General features: G+C 62.8%; 17 protein-coding genes. 16 read left to right on the forward strand and 1 reads right to left on the reverse strand.

Annotated elements, in window-relative coordinates; translation table 11 throughout:
• Positions 1–2: 2 nt before the first annotated feature.
• The 3 genes from rlmKL to DWB85_RS05360 all read left to right on the forward strand — a co-directional run bounded on the left by rlmKL (position 3) and on the right by DWB85_RS05360 (position 3638).
• Positions 3–2222 (forward strand): bifunctional 23S rRNA (guanine(2069)-N(7))-methyltransferase RlmK/23S rRNA (guanine(2445)-N(2))-methyltransferase RlmL, encoded by a 2220-nt coding sequence (gene rlmKL / locus DWB85_RS05350; RefSeq protein ID WP_117953178.1) that lies wholly within the window; start codon positions 3–5, stop codon positions 2220–2222.
• Between the two features lie 435 nt (positions 2223–2657).
• Positions 2658–3125 carry a flavodoxin family protein gene (locus DWB85_RS05355; RefSeq protein ID WP_239017226.1) on the forward strand — a complete coding sequence of 156 codons (468 nt, stop codon included), beginning with the start codon at positions 2658–2660 and terminating at the stop codon, positions 3123–3125.
• Between the two features lie 9 nt (positions 3126–3134).
• Entirely contained in the window at positions 3135–3638 is a 504-nt protein-coding gene (locus tag DWB85_RS05360; protein ID WP_117953180.1) for a PaaI family thioesterase, read from the forward strand.
• Here the strand turns inward: DWB85_RS05360 and DWB85_RS05365 are convergent.
• On the reverse strand, positions 3620–4495 hold the full coding sequence (locus tag DWB85_RS05365) for a LysR family transcriptional regulator (RefSeq protein ID WP_117953181.1): 876 nt from the start codon (positions 4493–4495) through the stop codon (positions 3620–3622). The genes DWB85_RS05360 and DWB85_RS05365 overlap by 19 nt on opposite strands.
• A 100-nt stretch (positions 4496–4595) precedes the next feature.
• Here DWB85_RS05365 and leuC point away from each other — a divergent pair, with 100 nt between their 5' ends.
• The 13 genes from leuC to DWB85_RS05430 all read left to right on the forward strand — a co-directional run bounded on the left by leuC (position 4596) and on the right by DWB85_RS05430 (position 18354).
• Positions 4596–6026 carry a 3-isopropylmalate dehydratase large subunit gene (leuC, locus tag DWB85_RS05370; RefSeq protein ID WP_117953182.1) on the forward strand — a complete coding sequence of 477 codons (1431 nt, stop codon included), beginning with the start codon at positions 4596–4598 and terminating at the stop codon, positions 6024–6026.
• Positions 6026–6673 carry a 3-isopropylmalate dehydratase small subunit gene (gene leuD / locus DWB85_RS05375; protein ID WP_117953183.1) on the forward strand — a complete coding sequence of 216 codons (648 nt, stop codon included), beginning with the start codon at positions 6026–6028 and terminating at the stop codon, positions 6671–6673. Before leuC ends, leuD begins: the two co-directional genes overlap by 1 nt.
• 43 nt (positions 6674–6716) lie before the next feature.
• Positions 6717–7799 carry a 3-isopropylmalate dehydrogenase gene (leuB, locus tag DWB85_RS05380; protein WP_117953184.1) on the forward strand — a complete coding sequence of 361 codons (1083 nt, stop codon included), beginning with the start codon at positions 6717–6719 and terminating at the stop codon, positions 7797–7799.
• Between the two features lie 29 nt (positions 7800–7828).
• Positions 7829–8854: an aspartate-semialdehyde dehydrogenase gene (locus DWB85_RS05385; RefSeq protein ID WP_117953185.1), complete on the forward strand. Its 1026-nt coding sequence runs from the start codon at positions 7829–7831 to the stop codon at positions 8852–8854.
• 235 nt (positions 8855–9089) lie between these two features.
• On the forward strand, positions 9090–11255 hold the full coding sequence (locus DWB85_RS05390; RefSeq protein WP_162846017.1) for a type IV pilus assembly protein FimV: 2166 nt from the start codon (positions 9090–9092) through the stop codon (positions 11253–11255).
• Positions 11248–12102 carry a tRNA pseudouridine(38-40) synthase TruA gene (gene truA, locus DWB85_RS05395; RefSeq protein ID WP_239017227.1) on the forward strand — a complete coding sequence of 285 codons (855 nt, stop codon included), beginning with the start codon at positions 11248–11250 and terminating at the stop codon, positions 12100–12102. The genes DWB85_RS05390 and truA overlap by 8 nt, the downstream gene beginning before the upstream one ends.
• Before the next feature lie 64 nt (positions 12103–12166).
• A complete protein-coding gene (locus DWB85_RS05400) occupies positions 12167–12808 on the forward strand; it encodes a phosphoribosylanthranilate isomerase (protein WP_117953292.1) in 642 nt (213 codons plus the stop codon).
• Complete coding sequence (gene trpB, locus DWB85_RS05405) at positions 12809–14029, forward strand: tryptophan synthase subunit beta (RefSeq protein WP_117953188.1); 1221 nt, start codon at positions 12809–12811, stop codon at positions 14027–14029.
• A 10-nt stretch (positions 14030–14039) separates the two neighbouring features.
• Complete coding sequence (gene trpA, locus DWB85_RS05410) at positions 14040–14861, forward strand: tryptophan synthase subunit alpha (RefSeq protein WP_117953189.1); 822 nt, start codon at positions 14040–14042, stop codon at positions 14859–14861.
• Between the two features lie 49 nt (positions 14862–14910).
• A complete protein-coding gene (gene accD, locus DWB85_RS05415) occupies positions 14911–15870 on the forward strand; it encodes an acetyl-CoA carboxylase, carboxyltransferase subunit beta (RefSeq protein ID WP_117953190.1) in 960 nt (319 codons plus the stop codon).
• The gene (folC, locus tag DWB85_RS05420; protein WP_162846018.1) at positions 15863–17155 is read left to right on the forward strand and encodes a bifunctional tetrahydrofolate synthase/dihydrofolate synthase; all 1293 of its coding nucleotides are present in this window, start codon (positions 15863–15865) and stop codon (positions 17153–17155) included. The genes accD and folC overlap by 8 nt, the downstream gene beginning before the upstream one ends.
• A complete protein-coding gene (locus DWB85_RS05425; RefSeq protein WP_117953192.1) occupies positions 17148–17774 on the forward strand; it encodes an SPOR domain-containing protein in 627 nt (208 codons plus the stop codon). The genes folC and DWB85_RS05425 overlap by 8 nt, the downstream gene beginning before the upstream one ends.
• Positions 17775–17841: 67 nt before the next feature.
• Positions 17842–18354 (forward strand): CvpA family protein, encoded by a 513-nt coding sequence (locus DWB85_RS05430; protein WP_117953193.1) that lies wholly within the window; start codon positions 17842–17844, stop codon positions 18352–18354.

Genomic DNA, 18354 nt, shown 5'->3' on the forward strand with positions numbered 1-18354 from the left:
GGATGAATGATGGGGCTGCAGACCAGTGGTTTGCCGCCTGCCCGAGAGGTTTGGAAAATCTCCTGGTGGCGGAACTGCAAAGCCTGGGCAGCGAGCGTACCCGTGAGACGGTGGCCGGGGTTTATTTCCACGGCCCCAGCGCCATCGGCTACCGCGCCTGCCTCTGGTCGCGGCTGGCCAACCGCATATTGCGGCCGCTTGCTACCCTCGAAGTCGCGGATGCCGACCAGTTGTATCGGCAGCTGAAAACCATCGACTGGGGTTCGCTGTTTTCCGTCGACCAGTCCTTTGCCATCGATTTTTCCGGTGAAAGCCGCAGCATTCGCAACACCCAGTTTGGTGCCCAGCGCAGCAAGGATGCCATTGTCGACTGGTTTGTCGACAGCCAGGGCCAGCGGCCCAGTGTCGAGCGCAGGCAGCCTGATGTGCGCTTCAACATCCGTCTCAGCAAGGGGCGTGTGGTGGTTTCCATCGACTACTCGGGAGGCTCGTTGCACCAGCGGGGTTACCGGCAGAAAGCGGGGGTGGCGCCGTTGAAGGAGAATCTGGCGGCGGCGATTCTGCTGCGCGCCGACTGGCCCGGGATGGCGGCCCGCGGAGGCGCCCTGATCGACCCCATGTGTGGTTCCGGCACGCTGTTGCTGGAGGGGGCAATGATGGCCGCCGACATGGCCCCCGGGCTGGGTCGCCGGCGCTTCGGTTTTGAGCGCCTGAAAGACCATAATGAAGCCCAGTGGCAGGCCATCCTGGCAGACGCCAGCGGGCGGGCCGAACGCGGAAAAGCCCGCCAGTTACCGGAAGTGCGCGGTTATGACGCGGATCCGTCAGTAATACGCCGGGCCCAGGAAAACATCGCCCGCGCCGGTTTACAGCAGCATGTGCGGGTCAGCTGCAAAGCGCTGGGGGAGTTGCGCAAACCCACGCACACACCCTTGACCCGGGGCCTGGTGATTTGTAACCCGCCCTACGGTGAACGCCTGGGGGAAAAGGACAGCCTCAAGTTCCTCTATCGCGAACTGGGTGCAATGATGGTGCGTGAATTCCCGGACTGGCAGGCGGCGCTGTTCACCTCCGACCTGGACCTGGGTCGGGCTACCGGGCTGCGCAGTCACAAGCGCTATACCCTGTTCAATGGAGCCCTGGAAACGCACCTGCTGCTGTTCAATCTGGAGGGCAACCGGCTGCGCGACGCCGCCCCCGCCAGCGATCATGGCGGCCGCCCCCCTGGCACCTCCGGCAGCGAGCTCAGCGACGGTGCGAAAATGTTTGCCAACCGCATCCGCAAGAACCGCAAACGCCTGTCCTCGTGGCTGCAGCGGGAAGGTATAGACTGCTACCGCCTCTACGATGCCGATATGCCGGAGTACGCGGTGGCGGTGGATATTTACGGTGGCGCCGTGCACGTCGCCGAATACCAGGCGCCCCGCGGCGTTGACCAGGAGGCCGCTGACCGGCGCCTCGGTGAGGTGCGGGCGGCGTTGCCGGAAGCCCTGGGGGTGGCGCCTGAGGTCATTGCCTACAAGCAGCGGCGCCGGCAGCGGGGCAGCGCCCAGTATGAAAAACAGGCCAGCAGGGGAGAGTACCTCAGTGTGCGTGAGGGACAGGCCAAGCTGCTGGTCAATCTGTGGGACTACCTCGACACGGGCCTGTTCCTCGATCACCGGCCGCTGCGGCTGAAGATCGCCAGTGAGTCCCGCAACAGGGATTTCCTCAACCTGTTCTGCTACACCGGCAGTGCCACTGTGCACGCCGCTATCGGCGGCGCCAGGTCGACCACCAGTGTGGACATGTCCAACACCTATCTGGGGTGGCTGCGCAAGAACCTGGCCCACAACGGCCTGGCGGAGACCCGCCACCACCTGGTGCGCGCCAATTGCCTGCAGTGGCTGGAGGAGGATAGCGGCAGCTACGACCTCATCCTGCTCGACCCGCCCTCGTTCTCCAACTCGAAAAGCATGGACGACAGTTTCGACGTCCAGCGGGATCACCCGCAACTGCTGCGGGCAGCCATGGCCCGGCTGCGCGGCGACGGCACGCTGTACTTTTCCAATAATCGCCGTGGTTTTAGCCTGGATGCCGGCATTGCGCAGCAGTTCAGCTGCCGCGATATCACCAATAACACCCTCGACCCGGATTTCCAGCGCAAGCGCAAGGTGCATTGTTGCTGGCAAATCACTCATCGCCAGGGCGCTCAAGGCCCACTTTCCGTTCGGCCAAATTAGGAAACCTGCGGGGCCTGCTGGCTTCGCGCGTGAGCGACTGCAAACCTGGAGCGGCGAACTCTATCCACATTGGCGCAAAAAGCCCTGTATATACAGGGTATAAACGATGCGGGCCTGGAAAATGCTGGCAAAAAAGCTGTAAGTGCCTGATTATTTGCCCAAAAGAACGGAATGCCGCTCCATGCACTATGACGGTGCATGGAGCGGAACAGGCTTGACGCAGGCGGCGGGCAGGCGACTGTCCCCATAGTTATCCACAGCCTGGCCTGTGGATAACTATTCAGGGTCGGCTGGCTTGAGCGGCTGCTCGGGCGACTGCAGGCGAGACCCGGCCAGGGCCGCACTGCTGCACAGCAAGCCGGGGTGGACGGCCGCGACGTGGCATCCGTGCCCCGGCTGTGTTCAAATTCCCCCCGACCGGGGGAGCCTCTGAACATGACCTCTAACATGACCTCATTGCTGATCGTCTATCACAGCCAGAGTGGCGCCAGTGCCGCCCTGGCCCGGGCCGCATTGGCAGGCGCCAGCGCAGAAACGGGGGTACAGGCCAGGCTGCTGCGGGCCTGTGACGCCGGGGTTGCCGATCTGGTTGAGGCCAGTGGTTTGCTGCTGGTGGCGGCGGAGAACAGCGGTAGTCTCAGCGGTGGCGCCAAGGAGTTCCTGGACCGGGTTTTCTATCCGGCAATAGACCGGCAACTGGTATTGCCCTATGCGCTGCTGGTGAGCGCGGGCAACGATGGCCGCGGTGCGGTGAGGCAGGCGGAACGCATATTCAAGGGCATTCCCTTCAAGGTGGCCAATCCCCCGCAAATTTTTCGTGGCGAACCGGGGGAGGAGGAGCTGGCGGCAGCTTTCGATACCGGACAGGCGCTGGCGGCGGGACTCGGCATGGGTATTTTTTAAGGACAGACAATGGAACAGGATCACATCGAGGCGGTACCAGAGGGGTTTGAGTTGCTGCCCGACGGGCTCGGTTTTACCGATAACCTCAAGCCCTGCTATCGCCGCCTGCGTGACCAGGAACTGCTCCTGGGCCTGGTGGTACAGCCACAGCACGCCAACTCAATGGGTATCTGCCACGGCGGGGCACTGATGACCCTGGCCGACATCGCTGCCGCCTCCTGGGCCAACCTGGCACGGGGGGTGATCGCCGGCGCGCCGACCATCAACCTGAGCATGGATTTTATCTCCGCCGGGCGCCAGGGGCAGTGGCTGGAGGCCCGCTGCGAAGGCGTGTCGCTAAAGCGCCTGTTCGGGTTCTCCCGCGGGGTCATCGTCAGCAGCCGGGGCGTGGTGGCCCGGTTTAATGCCACCTTCTATTTCCCGGACCACCCGGGGATGTCCCAGGACGGCGTGGTCAACCCCGGCCTGTTGCGCGGGCTGGCCGGTGACGGGGATCAGTCGCCCACGGACTGAACCGCATCGATGAATGCGCGGGCCGCCCGGGAAAGACTGCGGCCCCGGTGGTAAACCAGGCCCAGGGTTCGCTCAATTTTCACCCCGGGAATGTCGATAATGGCCAGGGATTCATCACCCATACTGCGCGGTAATATTGTCCAGCCCAGGCCCACCGAGGCCATCATGCGAATGGTTTCCAGGTAGTTGGTCGCCAGCGTGACCTGCAGCTGCAGCGCGTGCTCATCAAACAGGCGCTTGATGATTTGCCCGGTATAGGTGTTCATCCCCGGCAGGATGGCCGGGTGCTGGCTCAGGGACGCCAGGCTGGGACGGCCCGTGGTCCGCAGCACATCGTGGTCGCGGGCGATCATGACATCCAGTGGATCCTGCCAAACCGGCAATGAAACCACGCTTGCCTCTTCCTCCGGCGCCAGGGTTACCACCGCCAGCTCCGCCTTGCCCTGCATGATGAGCTCGTAGGCCTGCTCCGAATCCATGAAGTCGATGTCGATGTTGACCTCGGGATAGGCGCGGTTGAAGCGTGAGAGCACCGGCGGCAGGCGATGCAGGCCGATGTGATGACTGGTGGCCAGCCGCAGGCGGCCCGCCACCTCGCCGGCCAGGTCGCGCACTGACTGTTCAGCCTGCGCCAGCTCCTGCTGCACTGCCTTGGCGTGGGGCAGCAGCGCCCGTCCCGCCTCGGTCAGGGTAATCACCCGGCCGATGCGATCGAACAGCTCGCTGTCCAGCTGCTCTTCCAGCAGGGCTATCCGTTTGCTGACCGCTGGTTGGGACAGGTGCAGCTTTTCCGCCGCCAGGGAAAAGGAGCCGGTCTCCGCCACCTGGAGAAAGGCCTTGAGTTGATGCGTGTCCACTAAGTATTACCATTTGGAATTCAATGGATAAAAATAATAAATTTGAGTAATTCTTTATGCAAGCGCATAATTCCGGAAATATTCATGCATGAGGCGTCCCATGGCCGGTAAAACCCTGTACGACAAGCTGTGGCAAAACCACCTGGTTGAACAGCGCGAGGATGGCAGCGCACTGATCTATATCGATCGCCAGTTGCTCCACGAGGTGACCTCACCACAGGCTTTTGAAGGTCTGCGCCTGGCAGGGCGCCAGCTCTGGCGCCGCGATGCCAACCTGGCGGTGCCGGATCACAACGTACCCACAGAGTCCGTGGAGCGCGCGGGCGGCGTGGCCGCCATCGCCGACCCGGTGTCGCGCCTGCAGGTGCAGACCCTGGATGAGAACTGCGCCGACTTTGAACTGGTGGAGTTCGAGATCAACGACGTGCGCCAGGGCATTGTGCATGTGGTCGGGCCCGAGCAGGGTGCCACGCTGCCGGGGATGACGGTGGTCTGTGGTGATTCCCACACCTCCACCCACGGGGCGCTCGGCGCCCTGGCCCACGGTATCGGCACCTCGGAAGTGGAGCATGTGCTGGCTACCCAGACGCTGATTCAGCAGAAGATGCGCAACATGCTGGTGCGGGTAGACGGCAAGCTGCAGCCTGGCGTGACTGCCAAGGATGTGGTGTTGGCGGTTATTGGCAAGATAGGGACCGCCGGCGGTACCGGCTACGCCATCGAATTCGGTGGTGAGGTAATCCGCAACATGTCGATGGAAGGACGGATGACGGTCTGCAACATGTCGATCGAAGCCGGTGCCCGCATGGGTATGGTGGCCGTTGACGACACCACGCTGGAGTACGTCAAGGGCCGCACCTACGCCCCCAGAGGCGAGCTGTGGGAGCAGGCGGTGGCTGCCTGGCGTGACCTGCACTCGGACGAGGATGCCCATTTCGACGCCGTGGTGGAACTGCGGGGCGAGGACATCAAACCCCAGGTGACCTGGGGGACTTCGCCGGAGATGGTGTTGCCGGTAGACGGCCAGTTGCCGGATCCGGCCACCATCGAGGATGAGTCACGCCGTTCCGCGGTTAGCCGGGCGCTGGAGTACATGGGCCTGGAGGCCGGCTCGGCGATCACCGCTATCCGCCCGGACCGGGTCTTTATCGGTTCCTGTACCAATTCCCGCATCGAGGACCTGCGGGAGGCCGCCGCCGTGGTCAGGGGCAGGAAAAAGGCCGACAGCGTCAAGCAGGTGCTGGTGGTGCCGGGCTCCGGCGAGGTCAAGAAGCAGGCGGAAGCCGAAGGCCTGGACCAGGTGTTTATCGCGGCGGGCATGGAGTGGCGCGAACCCGGCTGCTCCATGTGCCTGGCGATGAACGCCGACAAGCTGGGCCAGGGTGAACACTGCGCGTCGACCTCGAACCGTAACTTTGAAGGTCGCCAGGGCTTTGGCGGCCGTACTCACCTGGTCAGTCCGGCGATGGCCGCCGCCGCGGCAGTGGCAGGACATTTTGTCGACGTGCGTGAGTGGCAGGAGAACAAGTGATGAAAGCATTTACGGTAGAGACCGGTATTGTCGCGCCGATGGATCGGGCCAACGTGGACACGGACCTGATCATACCCAAGCAGTTTCTCAAGTCGATCAAGCGGTCCGGCTTCGGCCCCAACCTGTTCGATGAACTGCGCTATCTCGACGAGGGGCAGCCCGGACAGGACTGCAGCAAGCGGCCTCTTAACGGGGAATTTCCGCTGAATTTTCCCCGCTACCAGGGTGCGTCCATTTTGCTGGCCCGGGAAAATTTCGGTTGCGGTTCCAGCCGCGAACATGCGCCGTGGGCGCTGGAAGATTACGGCTTTCGCTGCGTGATAGCGCCCAGCTTTGCCGATATTTTCTACAACAACTGTTTCAAGAACGGTGTCCTGCCCATTGCCCTGGACGCCGGCACTGTGTCACGGCTGTTCGCTGAAATGTACGCCAGCGAAGGCTACCGGCTGACGGTAGACCTGCAGAGCCAGACTGTGCTGACACCGGGCGGTGAGTCGATCCGCTTCGAGGTGGATGAGTTTCGCCGCCACTGCCTGCTGGAAGGGCTGGATGACATCGGCCTGACCCTGCAGAGCGCCGACGCGATCCGCGCCTATGAGCAGAAGGCGCGCCAGCAGTCGCCCTGGTTGTTTGACGTTATCAAGTGAATCCCCCGGTCGCGCCCTGGCGCGGCCACTGCGAGAACAGATTATGAGTAAAAAAGTACTGGTGCTTCCCGGCGACTATATCGGCCCCGAGATCATGGCCGAAGCCCTCAAGGTGCTGGAAGAAGTTGACAAGCGCTTCGAGCTGGGTATCGACCTGGAATACGGCCTGCTGGGCGGCGCGGCGCTGGATCAGTGCGGGGTGCCGCTGCCCGACGAAACCCTGGCCCGTGCCCGCGAAGTCGACGCGATTCTGCTGGGTGCCGTGGGCGGCCCCAGGTGGGACAATGTCGAGCGCCACCTGCGGCCCGAGCGCGGCCTGCTGGGCATTCGCTCCGAGCTGCAGCTGTTCGGCAATTTGCGGCCGGCCATTCTCTATCCGCAGCTGGCCGGCGCCTCCAGCCTCAAGCCGGAAATCGTCGCGGGGCTGGACCTGTTAATCGTGCGCGAATTGACCGGCGGCATTTACTTCGGCGAGCCCCGCGGCATACGCACCCTGGAGAATGGCGAACGCGAGGGCTACAACACTTACAAATACAGCGAATCGGAGGTGCGCCGCATTGCCCATCTCGCATTCGGCCTGGCCCGCAAGCGCGACAACCGGGTGTGCAGTGTCGACAAATCCAATGTGCTGGAAGCCACAGTGTTGTGGCGTGAGGTGATGGAAGAGGTGGCGAAGGAATATCCCGACGTCGAACTGAGCCACATCTACGTGGACAACGCGGCCATGCAGTTGGTCAGGAATCCCAAACAGTTCGATGTGATGGTGACTGGCAATATGTTTGGCGACATCCTGTCCGATGCCGCGGCCATGCTTACCGGCTCCATCGGCATGCTGCCTTCCGCCTCGCTGGACCAGGCCGGGCGCGGCATGTATGAACCCTGCCACGGCAGCGCTCCGGACATAGCAGGGCAGGGCAAGGCCAACCCACTGGCCACCATTCTGTCCGTGGCGATGATGCTGCGCTACACCCTGGCCAGCCCCGGGGCCGCCGCGGCCATAGAGCAGGCGGTAAGCGCCGTGCTGGACCGGGGGCTGCGGACCCCGGACATACAAAGCGAGGGCGCTACCCTGGTGAGCACCGTGGAGATGGGTGATGCGGTACTGGCGGCGCTGCAGTCCAGCTGAACCGAATACAGATATAGAGGAGTAAGGATATGAGCAAGTTGTACGATGTAGCGGTAGTCGGTGCCACCGGTGCGGTGGGTGAGGCGATGATTGCCATTCTCGAGGAGCGGGACTTTCCGGTGGGCAATCTTTACCCGCTGGCCAGCAGCCGTTCCGCCGGCAAAACCATCATGTTCAAGGGCAGCTCTGTTACCGTGACCGACCTGGCTGAATTCGACTTCAGCAAGGCGCAGATCGGCCTGTTTTCCGCCGGCGGCAGCATTTCCGAGAAGTATGCACCCATCGCTGCGGCAGCGGGCTGCGTGGTCGTGGACAACACCTCGCACTTTCGCCGCGATGAGGATATCCCGCTGGTGGTGCCGGAGGTCAATATCGAAGCCCTGGCCGGCTATACCACCCGCGGTATCATCGCCAACCCCAATTGCTCCACCATCCAGATGCTGGTGGCACTGAAACCCATATACGACGCCGTGGGTATCGAGCGCATCAACGTCTGCACCTACCAGGCGGTGTCCGGCACCGGCAAGGAAGCGATCGAGGAGTTGGCCGGGCAGACCGCGCGCCTGCTCAATGGCCAGGAAGCCGAGTGCAGTGTCTATCCGAAGCAGATCGCCTTCAATGCGCTGCCCCATATCGATACCTTCCAGGATAACGGCTACACCCGCGAGGAAATGAAGATGGTCTGGGAAACCCAGAAGATCTTTGGCGACCACAGTATCCAGGTGAATCCCACCTGTGTGCGCGTGCCGGTATTTTTTGGCCACTCCGAGGCGGTCCATATCGAAACCGTGGACAAGATCACCGCGGAGCAGGCCCGGGAGTTGCTGCTCCAGGCTCCCGGCGTGGAAGTCATGGATGAGCACGCCGATGGTGGCTATCCCACCGCGGTGAGTGAGAGCGCGGGTACCGATCCGGTATATGTCGGCCGGATTCGCGAGGACATATCCCACCCGCGGGGCCTGGATATGTGGATTGTGGCCGATAATGTGCGCAAGGGGGCCGCCCTCAATAGTGTGCAAATTGCCGAGAGCCTTATTGCAACTTACCTTGATTAATGCCCCTGATTCACTGATACTTTTCAGCCAATCAGGCAGATTGCCCGTGCATGGAAGCACCCTGTAAATACTTGAGAAAAGTAAAGAAAGTGCTTTCAGGGCTGGAACTTTTAGCGCACGATAAGGCGGTAATCAGTTCGGAAGTCGCGCCAGGGGAGGCCGGCTTGGTGTTTTTCGGGAAAAATAATAAGGGCGTCGGAGTATGGCTCGTAAGTTAGCTGCTGTTGTATTTTCTATGGGGTGTATTCATGCCAGCTCCTCATTTGCCCTCGGCCTGGGCGAGCTGAAGCTTGATTCGTTTCTCAATGAGCCGCTGAGGGCGCAGGTAGACCTGCTCAACACAGACGGCCTGCACGCTGACGAGATACGTATCCGCCTTGCCACCCGCGAGGATTTCGAACGCATGGGCGTCGAGCGCGCCTACTTCCTGACCAGTATCAAGTTCGACGTTGCTGTGGATGCTCAGGGACGCGGCACGATTTCCATCAGCTCCGACGACCCGGTGCTGGAACCCTATCTTGACTTCATCGTTGAAGCCCGCTGGCCCAGTGGCCGCCTGCTCCGTGAGTACACGGTGCTGGTCGACCCGCCGCTATTCGATAGCTCGTCGCCGGTGGCATCCGCCACCCAGCGCGTAGCGGAAGTGGAGGGGACTCCGCTGCCAGATGATGGCGAAAAAAAAGCCCGGGACCCGGCGGCGACTAGCGGCACCCGGGTAGACACCAAAAAATCCCAGCTCGCGCCCGGCGAAATGCCGGATCGCGATTTCAGCGCTGGAACATCGGGTAGCCCGCGTTCAGGCGCCCGCTACATGATTCACCGGGACGATACCCTGTGGGAGATCGCATCGGCGGCCAAACCCGTCGGCGCATCCGTCCACCAGACCATGCTGGATATCCAGCGAATGAACCCGGATGCGTTTATCGATGGCAATATCAACCGCATAAAGGCCGGCTATATCGTCTACCTGCCCGGTGAAGACGATATCAGTTCCCAGGATCTCGCCGCGGCACTGGCAGAAGTCAAACAGCAGAACGAGGACTGGCAGGCCGGGCGGGCAAGCAAGCCGATTGAGACCGGCCCCAAACTGCGCATCTCCGCCGACCCGGTCGAGGAGAGTGTGACAGGCGCCGCTGATGCTGGTGGTTACACCGCTGGCGGTGCTGCCGCTGCCGAGGAACGGGAAAAAGCCGGGCTGGAACAGGCCGCCATGGCGGAAGAGCTGGCTTCGATGCAGCAGCAGGTGGACACGCTGCAGCGCATCGTCAACCTGAAAGATGACCAGATCGCGGCCCTGCAGGCGGCCCTGGAAGAATCCGGCGGCAGCGTCGACGAGGCTGAACTGGCGCCCATGGAAGGCGCTGAGCAGCCGGGTGCTGACCCTGGGGCCGGCGATAATACCGCGGATTCCGCTGATGCCGGAGCCCCCGGCGAGGCCAGCGAGCAGCTTACCGGTATGGTCGAGCCCGAGCCCGAGCCGGCGCCTGAACCCGCGGCCAGGCCCGCCCCGGCCCCTGCTCCCGCCCAGGAAGGCGGGATGATGAGCTACCTGCTTTATGGCCTGGGCGCGTTGCTGCTGGTGATCCTCGGTGTTGTGTTCGTGCGCCGCGGCAAGGAGGATGACAGCGGCAGTACTGCCACTGACGACGCCTTTGCCGATGTCAAACTCAAGGCGGAGCCGGTCGCCGTGGCGGAACCGGAAGCCGAACAAGAGCCAGTCGTAGCCGAGCCCGAGGAAGAACTCGAGCCAGTCCGCGACAACCGCGGCTACGGCGAGCGCAAGCACGACGAGTACGCCTCAGATGTGGAAACCGGCGACGCGCTGGCAGAGGCGGATATCTACATTGCCTACGGTCGTTACCCGCAGGCGCGGGATCTGCTGCAGAACGCTATCAATGCCGAGCCAGGCAACGGCGCTTACCGCCTCAAACTGCTGGAAACCGAGCTGCAAATCGGTGATCGCGCCGCGGCCGAGGCGCAGCTGCGCGAGCTGGAGGCGCTGGGCGACAGTGCCAGCGTGGCGCGCGGCCGGGAACTGCTCAGCGGCGGGGAATCCTTCTCCGAGCCGCCGGCGGGACTTGCCGATGAGGTCGACAGCGCCCTGGAGACAGACTTTGCGGGCCTTGAAATCGAGGACAGCCTCCGCGACGACGGCGACCTGGAGGACGACCTGGATCTGTCGGCGGACTTTGGTGAAACCAGTCTGCCGGAAGCCGGCGACGATGAAGACCTGGTCATCGCTGCCGAGGCCAATGGCATGTCGACCAAGCTCGACCTTGCACGCGCCTATCTGGATATGGGCGACGAGGACGGTGCCCGCCAGATTCTCGAAGAAGTCGTCGCCGAAGGCTCAGAGGAGCAGAAGGCCGAAGCGGGAGCACTGCTGGAGCGTATTGGCTGATTCGTTTCCCCGGTTGAGCGCTGACCCGCTCCCTGCGGGCAGCCGCATCGCCTGCCGCGTAGAGTACAACGGCGCGCGTTACAACGGCTGGCAAAGCCAGCCCCATCTCGATGTCATTACCGTTCAACAGGAAGTCGAAGCGGCGCTGTCGACAGTGGCCAACGCGCCGGTGCGGGTGCACTGTGCCGGTCGCACGGACACCGGCGTGCACGGCCACTGCCAGATCGTGCACTTCGATGCGCCGGTAGCGCGAGCCCCCAAAGCCTGGGTGCTGGGCTCCAACGCCAGCATGGCGGCCGATGTCAGGCTGCACTGGGCAACCGCGGTGGCGGATGATTTTCACGCCCGCTTCTCAGCGGTGTCCCGGCGTTACCGCTACCTGATCGCCAATACCCCGGTGCGCCCGGCCATGCTCGGCGGCCAGGTAAGCTGGTACCGTTACCCACTGGACGCTGGCCTGATGCATCGCAGCGCCCGCAGCTTGCTGGGTGAACAGGACTTTTCCGCTTTTCGTGCCGCCGCCTGCCAGTCGAGCACACCCATGCGCAATGTGGAGGCGGTGTCGGTGACGCGCCGCGGCGACCTGCTGGTAGTGGACATACAGGCCAACGCCTTCCTCCATCACATGGTGCGCAATATTGTCGGTTCACTGTTGGCAGTGGGCAGTGGCCGCCAGCCCGAGACCTGGATAGCCGAGCTGCTGGCCGGGGGTGACAGGGCGCTGGCGGCGGACACCGCGCCCCCCGACGGCCTGTACCTCGTGGACGTGTTGTACCCGGCCCGGTTCGGCCTGCCAGCTACCCCCTATGGGCCGCTTTTACTGGCGCCGATGGCGGGTGCTCCGTAAAGACAGGCGCCTGAGCGTCTGCTATGATTGCGCGCTTGATTTTGCGCTGTCACCAGGTCTGAAGTTGGCTCCCACACGTATCAAAATTTGCGGTATAACAAGGCCGGAAGACGCCCTGGCTGCAATCGATGCCGGTGCCGACGCCCTCGGCCTGGTGTTCTACGCCAACAGTGCCCGGGCGGTGACGGCGATGCAGGCCGCAGACATTGCCGCAGTCGTGCCGCCCTTTGTCACTCTTGTGTCGTTGTTCGTTAACGCCGAGGCGGATACCGTGGCAGACGTGGTCTCCCGCCTGCCGGTAGGATTGATCCAGTTCCACGGCGATGAAGACGCCGCGTTTTGCGCCTCCTTCGAGCGCCCCTGGATCAAGGCGCTGCGAGTGCGTAGCGACACGGATGTGGCAACCGCAAGCAGGGCCTATGCCGGCGGTAGCGGTATTCTGCTGGACGCCTGGCAGGAGGGCGTGCCCGGTGGTACGGGCAAAACTTTCGACTGGCGACTGGCAGTCCAGGAGCAGTCACTGCCGCTGGTGCTTGCCGGTGGCCTGACGCCGGAAAATGTCGGTGACGCTATCACCCGGGTCAAACCCTGGGCTGTGGATGTGAGTGGCGGGGTGGAGTCCACTCCCGGCATTAAAGACAGTGAAAAAATTAAACGCTTTGTCGCGGCGGTGCGCGCCGCGGATCGGCAACGACTGGAAGACTAGATGAATAGTGAAGTGAAGACCGGGCAATTTGCCTCGGTACCGGATGCGGAAGGGCGGTTTGGCATTTACGGGGGCAGGTTTGTCGCCGAGACGCTGATGAGCGCCCTCGACGAGCTGGAAACCCTGTATAACAGGCTCAAGGGCGACGAGGCATTCCAGCGTGAGCTGGATGCCGACCTGGCCCAGTATGTGGGCAGGCCATCACCCCTGTACGAAGCCAAGCGCTGGTCGGCACAGGTGGGTGGCGCCCGCCTGTTTCTCAAGCGGGAAGACCTCAATCACACTGGCGCCCATAAAGTGAACAATACCGTTGGCCAGGCATTGCTGGCCAAGTACATGGGCAAGAAAAGGGTCATCGCCGAAACCGGCGCCGGCCAGCACGGTGTGGCGACCGCCACCATTGCCGCCCGCCTGGGCCTGGAGTGCCAGGTGTTCATGGGCGAGGAAGACGTGCGCCGGCAGGCGCTTAACGTGTACCGGATGAAGCTGCTCGGCGCCGAGGTGATTCCGGTAACCTCCGGGTCGCGCACCCTCAAGGACGCCATGAACGAGGCCATGCGGGACTGGGTAACCAATGTCGACGACACCTTTTACATCATCGGCACCGTCGCCGGACCCCACCCCTACCCGATGCTGGTCCGCGATTTCCAGTGCGTGATCGGCCGTGAGGCCCGGGCGCAGTCCCTGGACCAGACCGGTCGACTCCCGGATGCACTGGTGGCTTGCGTCGGTGGGGGGTCCAATGCCATCGGCCTGTTTCACCCCTTCCTGGAGGACGAGGGCGTTGCCATGTACGGTGTTGAGGCCGGGGGCTATGGCGTCGCCACGGCACAGCACGCGGCACCGCTGACCGCCGGTACGCCGGGTGTGCTGCACGGCAACCGGACCTACCTGATGCAGGATGAGGACGGCCAGATCATGCACACCCATTCGGTGTCAGCGGGTCTGGATTATCCCGGCGTGGGGCCGGAACACAGCTGGCTGAAAGACATTGGCCGGGTGAAATATGTGGTGGCGGACGACGACGAGGCGCTGCGGGCTTTCCATACCCTGACCCGGGTTGAGGGCATCATGCCGGCACTGGAGAGCAGCCACGCCCTGGCCTATGCAGAAAAGCTGGCTGCCGGGATGAGTCCAGAGCAGTGTATCGTGATCAACCTGTCTGGTCGCGGAGACAAGGACATACATACGGTTGCCGAAATAGACGGCATCCAGTTTTAGGGAGCACAGAGTGAGTCGTATAGCGGGGCGTTTCCAGCAGCTGGCCAGCGAGGGCCGCAAGGCGCTGATTCCATACATAGTGGTGGGCGATCCGGCCCCCGAGGTCACGGTGCCGCTGATGCACGCCCTGGTGGAAAATGGCGCCGACATCATTGAACTGGGGGTGCCATTTTCGGACCCCATGTCCGAGGGGCCGGTCATCCAGCTTGCCCATGAGCGCGCGCTGGCCCACAAGATAAGCCTGCGCGATGCGCTGGACGTGGTGCGCAGCTTTCGGGAGCAAGACAGCACCACGCCGGTATTGTTAATGGGCTACGCCAACCCGGTAGAGCATATGGGCTATGCCAGGTTCGCCGATGCCGCCGCGGCGGCGGGAGTGGACGCGCTGTTAACCGTGGATATCCCGCCGGAGGAGGTCAGCCAGGTCAATGCCGAGTTGCACCGCGTGGGCATGGACAATATTTTCCTGGTGGCCCCGACAACCCCGGACGAGCGGATTAGCCGCATCGTCAGCCAGGCCAGCGGATTCGTGTACTATGTGTCGCTGAAGGGGGTTACCGGTGCCGGCCATCTCGATATCGACGATGTCGCCAGCCACCTGGCGCGCATTCGGCGGGAGACCGGGTTGCCGCTGGCCGTCGGTTTTGGCATCAAGGACGCCGAGTCGGCAGCGGCGGTGGCCGGCGTCGCCGACGGCGTGGTGGTGGGCAGCGCCCTGATCAACGCCATGGCCCGGCAACTGGAAGCGGGTGGCGATTTGCAGCAGGCCCAGTCTGCAGCCGTTGAACTGCTGGCACAAATCCGCCGGGGAGTCGATAGCGCCGCTTCCTAGTGAGCCCTGCAGGCGTTTATAATGGGGCCTGCATTGTGTGGGGGAAACCATGAGTTGGATTGACAAGATTCTCCCTTCCGGGGTGAGCAAGGGCGAGGGTAAGAAGCGCTCGAGCGTGCCGGAAGGCCTGTGGAAAAAGTGCGTCAAGTGCGATGCGGTGCTGTATCGGCCCGATCTGGAGCGCAACAACGACGTCTGTCCCAAGTGTGATCACCACATGCGCATTGGAGCCCGCCGGCGCCTCGATATTTTCCTCGATGAAGAGGGGCGCGAAGAGATCCTCACCGATGTGGAGCCGGTTGACCGGCTCAAGTTCAAGGACAAGAAACGCTATCGTGACCGCCTGGCAGCCGCGCAGAAGTCCACCGGTGAGAAAGACGCGCTCATCGCCATGCAGGGTACCCTCAAGGGTATGCCGGTGGTAGCAGTGGCTTTTGAATTCAATTTTCACGGCGGCTCCATGGGCTACGCGGTGGGGGAGAAGTTTACCCGCGCGGCACAGCTTGCCCTGGAAAAGCGCATGCCACTGGTCTGTTTTGCCGCCTCCGGTGGCGCGCGCATGCAGGAAGCGCTCATTTCGCTGATGCAAATGGCCAAGACCAGCGCCGTGCTGGAGCGCCTGAAGCTGGCCGGTGTGCCCTATATCTCGGTGATGACCGACCCCATTTACGGCGGTGTGTCCGCCTCGCTGGCGCTGCTCGGTGATATCAATGTCGCCGAGCCCGACGCCCGGGCGGGTTTTGCCGGCCCCAACATCATCGAACAGACCATACGCCAGAAGCTGCCCAAGGGCTTCCAGCGCAGCGAATTCCTGCTTGAGCACGGCGCTATAGACATGATTGTGCACCGTACCGAGATGCGCGATACTCTCGGCCGCCTGCTGTCCAAGCTGGGCAATGTCGAGATTGACGCCGATCTCGCGGTGGATCCAGAGCCTACCTTCGAACTGCTTGAACCGGAGCCCGAAGAACAGCTTGAGGCTGAGCGCAAACCGGAAGGGGATGAATAAGCAGTCACTGGCGCAGTGGTTACAGTACCTCGAGACCCTGCACCCCAGCGAAATGGACCTGGGGGTGGAGCGCGTCGCCCGCGTCGCCGACCTGCTGGCATTGAAACAACCCGCTGTTCCGGTGGTCACGGTGGCCGGAACCAATGGCAAGGGAACCACCGTTGCGGTCATGGAGGCACTGCTCAGCGGCTGCGGCTACCGGGTCGGCGCTTTTACATCACCGCACTTCCTGCGCTTTAACGAACGTATCCGGGTCTCTGGCGAGGAGGCAGGTGACGAGGAGATTGTCACCGCTTTCGAGGCTATCGAGGCTGCCCGTGGCGAAACCTCTCTGACTTATTTTGAATTCGCCAACCTGGCGGCACTGGCCGTGTTCAGGGCCCGCGAAGTCGACTTTATCCTGCTGGAGGTGGGCCTGGGCGGCAGGCTGGACTCCGCCAATATGGTAGATGCCGATGTGGCGGTGATCAGCAGTATCGCACTGGACCACCAGGAGTGGCTGGGTGATACCCGTGGCGCTATTGCGCGGGAAAAGGCGGGAATCATGCGCCCGGGGCGGCCGGTGGTGATCGCCGACCCGGACCCGCCGCCTGAACTGGCTGAGCAGGCGCAGGCCATCGGCGCCAGCCCGGTATACAGTCTCGGCGCGGAGTTTAGCTGCAGTGGGGCGGGTGATAACTGGCGCGGAAGCATCAGCGGCGCCCCCGGGGCTGTCCCCCTGGCGGGCATGCAAACACCCTCACTGCTGCCGCAGAATGTGTGTGCCGCCGCCCAGGCGGTGGCCCTGCTGGGTGTTGAGTTCAGTCAGCAGCAACTGCAGCAGGCGGCAGCAGACAGTATTCGTCCGGGCCGCCTGCAGCGCCTGCAAATTGCCGGCAAGCACTACCTGCTGGACGTGGCGCACAATCCGGCTGCTGTTCACAAGCTGCTGGAAAATATTGCCGCAAGTCCTTGTAATGGAAAGGTTATTGCTTTATTTTCCGCCATGAAGGACAAGCCGGTGGCGGAGATGCTGGATGCCTGTGTCGGTTGCTTTGACGCCTGGTTCCTCGGGGATCAGGCGGCTAATCCGCGGGCCATGCCGGCGGCACAAATTGCGGAATTTTTGCGCGCGCGGGGGCAGGGTATGATCAGTGTCAGCGCCAACCTGCGCCAGGCGTTTCGCCGCGCGCAATCGCTGCTGGACCGGGACGACCTGCTGGTCGTGTTTGGTTCTTTTTTCACCGTTGCCGCCGTGATGCCGCAGTTGGACAAGGACCGAAGGAAGATCGGGGCCGATGAATGAAGTTTTAAAACAACGCCTGGTCGGAGCGTTGATCCTGGTAGCGCTGGGCGTCGTGTTCTGGCCGATTATCTTTGTCGAGCCGGGGGAGCAGGGCGGTGCCACCGAAGCCCGGATCCCGCCCCGGCCCCAGGTCCAGGCGACGCCGGTGGCGGCGCCGGACATCGCCGGATTGCGCCCCTCGCGAGACATCGCCAGGGAGCCCGAGCCGGAGGACACAGAACGGCTCACCCTGGCGCCGGAAACACCGTCGGCGCAGGCCGGCGAGGCGCCTCCGGCCGCGGCAGAAACCGCACCTGAACCGGAGCCAGCGCCGCTACCGGCAGCGCAGAAAACCCGCAGTGAGGCACCGGTAAAGCCAGCCCTGGACGCCGAGGGCATTCCCATTAGCTGGATATTGCGAGTGGCCAGCGTCAGCAGCGCCGACAACGCCGACCGCTTGCGCCGGGAGCTGCTGGATATGGGCCACAAGGCCTATGTGAAGAAGATCAGGAGCAACGGCAAGACCCTGTACCGGGTTTATGTGGGGCCCAAGGCGGAAAAAGCCCGCCTGGAGCGGATCCAGGGCCCGATCGATCGCGAATTCGGGGTCAGTAGCCTGATCACGCGGTATTATCCCTGATGGCGGCACAATGCCTTTTCCAGGGCCGCCAATGCTTTGCTAGAATGCGCTCCAGTAAAGGTGCCCGGTGATAGATATCGCGCAGCTGACCGCCGCCGACTGGGTGATTATTGTCGTCCTCAGTGTGTCGACATTGCTGAGTCTGTGGCGGGGTTTCGTTCGCGAGGCCCTGTCACTGCTGGCCTGGGTAGCGGCGTTTATCGTGGCCCACCTGTTCGTCGACCAGCTGGCGCTGCAACTGTCATCGCTGATCGCCAACGTTACCGGGCGATATGTTGCAGCCTATGCCATCCTGTTTGTGTCGACGCTGGTGGTGTTCACGCTGGTGGTAAAGGTCGCCACCAGCCTGGTCAGGGCCGCCGGCCTGAGTTTTCTCGACCGGGTGCTGGGTACAATTTTCGGTTTCGCCCGGGGGGTAATACTGATCCTGGTTGCTGCCTACGTGATCAAACAGCTGATCCCCGCGCAGAACCAGCAATGGCTGCATCAGTCCGTGTTGATGCCCCATTTAACAATGCTCGCTGACTGGGTGCAGGCGGTGTTTGCCAATACTGTCCCCGGTGAGCGGATTTCGACCTGA

The organism is Seongchinamella sediminis (genome assembly GCF_003457605.1).
Taxonomy (GTDB): Bacteria; Pseudomonadota; Gammaproteobacteria; order Pseudomonadales; family Halieaceae; genus Halioglobus; species Halioglobus sediminis.

Excerpts from the sequence above, each read along its gene's own strand:
- DWB85_RS05385 (WP_117953185.1), top strand. The coding sequence starts at position 7,829 with ATGAGCAAGTTGTACGATGTAGCGGTAGTCGGTGCCACCGGTGCGGTG.
- leuD (WP_117953183.1), top strand. The coding sequence starts at position 6,026 with ATGAAAGCATTTACGGTAGAGACCGGTATTGTCGCGCCGATGGATCGG.
- rlmKL (WP_117953178.1), top strand. The coding sequence starts at position 3 with ATGAATGATGGGGCTGCAGACCAGTGGTTTGCCGCCTGCCCGAGAGGT.
- DWB85_RS05425 (WP_117953192.1), top strand. The coding sequence starts at position 17,148 with ATGAATGAAGTTTTAAAACAACGCCTGGTCGGAGCGTTGATCCTGGTA.
- folC (WP_162846018.1), top strand. The coding sequence starts at position 15,863 with ATGAATAAGCAGTCACTGGCGCAGTGGTTACAGTACCTCGAGACCCTG.
- DWB85_RS05360 (WP_117953180.1), top strand. The coding sequence starts at position 3,135 with ATGGAACAGGATCACATCGAGGCGGTACCAGAGGGGTTTGAGTTGCTG.
- trpB (WP_117953188.1), top strand. The coding sequence starts at position 12,809 with ATGAATAGTGAAGTGAAGACCGGGCAATTTGCCTCGGTACCGGATGCG.
- leuC (WP_117953182.1), top strand. The coding sequence starts at position 4,596 with ATGGCCGGTAAAACCCTGTACGACAAGCTGTGGCAAAACCACCTGGTT.
- DWB85_RS05390 (WP_162846017.1), top strand. The coding sequence starts at position 9,090 with ATGGGGTGTATTCATGCCAGCTCCTCATTTGCCCTCGGCCTGGGCGAG.
- DWB85_RS05355 (WP_239017226.1), top strand. The coding sequence starts at position 2,658 with ATGACCTCTAACATGACCTCATTGCTGATCGTCTATCACAGCCAGAGT.
- accD (WP_117953190.1), top strand. The coding sequence starts at position 14,911 with ATGAGTTGGATTGACAAGATTCTCCCTTCCGGGGTGAGCAAGGGCGAG.
- leuB (WP_117953184.1), top strand. The coding sequence starts at position 6,717 with ATGAGTAAAAAAGTACTGGTGCTTCCCGGCGACTATATCGGCCCCGAG.